This is a genomic window from Moorena sp. SIO4G3 (assembly GCF_010692305.1).
GTDB classification, from domain to species: domain Bacteria; phylum Cyanobacteriota; class Cyanobacteriia; order Cyanobacteriales; family Coleofasciculaceae; genus Moorena; species Moorena producens_A.
This window is the reverse complement of record NZ_JAAHIG010000572.1, coordinates 1-3956: the sequence shown is the minus strand read 5'-3', so window position 1 is coordinate 3956 and position 3956 is coordinate 1. Positions and strand designations below refer to the sequence as shown.

At 45.7% G+C, this 3956-nt stretch carries 4 protein-coding genes; 1 reads left to right on the top strand and 3 read right to left on the bottom strand.

Translation table 11 applies throughout. The annotated features are described in order from the left end of the window. Window positions 1–52: 52 nt before the first annotated feature. Window positions 53–193, bottom strand: coding sequence for a hypothetical protein (locus F6J99_RS42935; protein ID WP_293123026.1), 141 nt, complete (start codon window positions 191–193; stop codon window positions 53–55). 129 nt (window positions 194–322) lie between these two features. Between F6J99_RS42935 and F6J99_RS42930 the strand changes: the two genes are divergently transcribed. Further along, window positions 323–1234 (top strand): spondin domain-containing protein, encoded by a 912-nt coding sequence (locus tag F6J99_RS42930; RefSeq protein ID WP_293123023.1) that lies wholly within the window; start codon window positions 323–325, stop codon window positions 1232–1234. 231 nt (window positions 1235–1465) lie between these two features. On the opposite strand, the gene F6J99_RS42925 is transcribed toward F6J99_RS42930, so the two are convergent. Then, the gene (locus F6J99_RS42925; protein ID WP_070394602.1) at window positions 1466–2104 is read right to left on the bottom strand and encodes a lysophospholipid acyltransferase family protein; all 639 of its coding nucleotides are present in this window, start codon (window positions 2102–2104) and stop codon (window positions 1466–1468) included. A gap of 226 nt (window positions 2105–2330) precedes the next feature. Further along, window positions 2331–3626 carry an RNA-guided endonuclease IscB gene (gene iscB / locus F6J99_RS42920; protein ID WP_293123020.1) on the bottom strand — a complete coding sequence of 432 codons (1296 nt, stop codon included), beginning with the start codon at window positions 3624–3626 and terminating at the stop codon, window positions 2331–2333. Between the last annotated feature and the right edge of the window lie 330 nt (window positions 3627–3956).

Genomic DNA, 3956 nt, shown 5'->3' with positions numbered 1-3956 from the left:
ATCTGACAAATTAGTTGGGAGGAAGCAACTCCAATGACTAACAATTCGTGATTCAGCCTTCTATGAGTGTTAGATAAATTTGGCCAAAATTCCGACTATTTGTCCAAAATTCTCCCCATCTCCCCATCTCCCCATCTCCCCATCTATTTTTGGCGAGAATGAAACAGCCCTGCTTCTTAGGGGGCGATCGCATCCCCTGAATCCGCCTTTAACCAAACCTAGTTCTAATCACCGAAACAGATAGGAAAGTTTAGAATACTGTTGATACTGAATTTTTTACCATTCTGAGTTTTTGAACATGGATAGACTTACTAAAAGTAGTGTGAATCTACTCAATTCTATTTTTGCTTCATCAATTGCATTAGGATTAACTGTTTTGACAGGAACATCTGCGCAAGCACTAAGCTTGAAGGTGACAGTACAGAATACATCGGTGGAACAAGGTGTTTTCTTTAGCCCTTTTTGGTTTGGTTTTCATGATGGGAGCTTTGATACTTTTACCCCTGGAGAGAAGGCTTCTCTCCCATTAGAGATTATTGCTGAAGACGGAATTGTTGGTTTAGAGCTAATAACTCCAGAATTTAAAGAATTAGCTAACTTAGCGACATTTTTTGGAGCTACACTGCCTCCACCAGATGACACTTTGGCCGCCTTGTTTGCTGCTTCGGAACCGGATGGATTACAAAGCATCGCATTTGCCAACGTTTTTGGGTTTGGAGGAGGTAGTGAATTTTCCTTTTTCGTCGATATCGATCCTACTATTCAGACCTCTGTCAGTTATGCTGCAATGGTTCTTCCCTCCCATGATGGCTTTGTTGGCGATGTAGACCCCATAACACTCTTCTCCCCCGATGGGGTTTTTCTACCTCAAAAAATTGAAATTCGGGGTGCTGATGTGTTTGATGCGGGGACGGAGGAAAACATTGAAGATGTAAGCACTACACCAATTATATTCAATCCACCAGAGAGATTTTTTGGAGCTTTTCGTCAGGGAAAACCAGAAGATGCATTGATTAGGACACATCCCCTACTTAAAGAGCCTGGACAAGGAGGATTCCTCGATTTACCGAATTATGTAAATGGTGATTTTACCCGAAACCCAAACCAAATATATGCTCTTATCAATATTGAGCAGGTATCAGTACCTGAACCAACTTCTACTTTCAGCTTACTAGCCATCGGTCTACTAGGCGTGACCTCAATCTTCAAGCGCAAACTAAAGCCTTGCAATTAGGTAGCGAAAAAGCGAGATAAACTGGCGTTGCTGAATCAAGTAATAGACCTCTTGCAAAAGTAGGACCTAGGGTGTGTGAGGGACGGGCTGGCCATGATTTTCCGCCTCTGTGCATTGGTTAGAACCCCCGTCCCGTAACGCACCACCGGGTCAAACAGTAACTGCTCCCTATTCCCTGTTCCCTATTCCCTGTTCCCTACTCCCTACTCCCTACTCCCTACTTCCACATAATCAACGTCCTAAATCATGGAGGGCATTAATCGCTGCAGCACACTGTTGGGTCACAGCTTGCAATTCGTCTCGGTTACTGGAGCCAGGAGGATCAATCAGCTTACCAATGCGCACGGTTAAGGGTACAGACTGTGGCATCAAAGAACCTTTTTTTACAATTGCTTGACTTCCCCACAAAGTAACGGGCAGCAGGGGGGCTTCGGCTTGGGCTGCAATCCAGGCGGCACCAAGCTTGGGGTTATGAATCCGAGCATCGGCTCTGCGGGTGCCATCCAAATACACACCAACGGCCCAGCCATTCTTGAGGCAATTGAGGGCAGAACGCAGGGCACTCCGGTCTGCTGAGCCTCGCTTAACCGGGTAAGCACCATACAATCGAATCGCCTGTTTCAGGACTGGGACACGAAACAATTCTTGCTTGGCCATAAAGGCTACTGGACGTCCCACACAATTGGATAAAATCGGTGGGTCAAAGTCACTAGCATGGTTACTCACCACCACCAGGGGTCCCGAGGTTGGTACATGTTTAGCACCATAAATGCGACCCCGGAAATAGGTATGGATTAAAGGGCTAACCACTGACCACTTCAAGGCGTGATACAGCAGCAGACTGGGAAATGGTTCGCGGCTTCTAGTCACAGTGAATCGATTGGTGGATTTGGATGGTTTGGTTTCTAGTTTACTATTTGGGGGAAGGGAACAGGGAATCGGGAATCGGGAATCGGGAACAGGGAGTAGGGAGCAGGGAGCCTGACTGCCTCCCGGTCGTCTCCCGCTATAATCTTTGACGCACGCGGTGAGACGTGCCATATAAACACCTGGGGTTTCCCCAGGTGACAGGCACTCAGGAAAGGGAGGACAGGGTTTAGTTTGTATAGGCATAACCATCCTTCCTGTGAATAAATTGGCAGTATTTGTGACTGACGCCCTGCACCAATCCTGATTTAGTCGAGATGTTGAAAGACCCTGATTTTCTGGTTGCAACCCGTCCTACATAAGTACCGATCTTTTTTCCTTTGGTTACTACAGCACGAACGATATCGCCTGTTTGAAAACCTTTGTGAAACTTGATTCTGGAGCAATGACGAGTGGGAAACCCATACTTATTTGTTCTACAGAGCTGACGAGTGCCGTGCCCCTTGGCGGTTATTATCAAAGGATGGGTTACTTCAATAATCAATGTTTCAACTTTTCCTACATTCGCCGCATCCAGCCAATGGGTTTTCGGAAGATTTTGACGACACCTATTAAATTTAGTTAATCCGCCGCTACCTACCTCAAGTGGCAATCCTATTGATTTTAGTTCGTGGTACAACTTCCAGCGGGTAGTATTAACAGAAGCCGCATCAGCTAGGGGACGTTTAGCCTGATTTAGTATGCGTTTTAAGAGACTAGGGTTTTTGGACAGGAAAAGCTCGATGTCTTGATTTGATTTAGCCTGATTGCATGGATGACAAGCGTTCGCGTAGCGTGGCCTACGGCCAATCGCTAAATTAGAAACCCGATCAGAGCCGCCTTTAGATTTGGGCTTGATATGTTCGATTTCTAATTGAGTATCCACCGCTCCGCAGTAAGCGCATTTACGATTCCATTTTTCAAGTAAATATTCCCGAAGTTCATAACCGTAAAGTGTACCATGCTGATACTCGATCCCAGATATTTCATGGTTTTGCAGTTTCTGAGTGTCGAATCTGACCAACTCTTGAGAGATTCCTGTAACAGGACATAATCGAGTCAGCTTTTTAACCCAAGTTAAAATATTTTGAGCTCTAGACATCAGACTAGGAGCTAGCCAACCTTTTGGTCTGGTTCTATTAAGAAACCTGGGCTTGCGGTATCGAGTCTTGCGATTCCGTCTACTGCGCCTTAATTGCCTGCGAGAGGTTAAAGCATCTCGTATTTGAAAGCCCCTATGGGTAAGTTCGGCTCCCCAGATTACTCGCTTCCCTTGGACAATAGCTAAACCGCTTGTTTTTGCGCCAGGGTCTATTTTTAATTGATGTTCGCGAGTGATTGGTTCCTTTATTTCCTCCGTCAAAATTATAGTAAATGGGTAACGACGATAGACTTTTGCTTTGCCTGATGAAAGTAAAATTCTTGCTCTCGCAGGTTTACAGGGGTCTAAAGGTTGTCGATTCTTGTTGAGTACAAAGACACGCATAATTGTGTTTTCTCCTATTGCTAGGGTAAAGTTAGCTGAGTGCTTCGCACACGCTTCGCGAACGTCAATGTTATTTCTCGGTACTTTCTCAGTTACACCGACCTAACTCAACTACGTCTGTTTAATAACTGAGTTCTAGAGCTGGGGACTAGCTACGCATCCCCAGGTAGGAACTTAAACACTTAGAAATAACGTAGTTCTCGGTTACGGTCGATGCCTGGTATTACCCAGGGCACCTCCGCTTCCGAACTGGGCGTGCGACTTTCACCGCACCCAGCTCTTAGGTATCCTCAACCAATAGGCTTGCCTTTCGGCTTGCTCCAATGAATC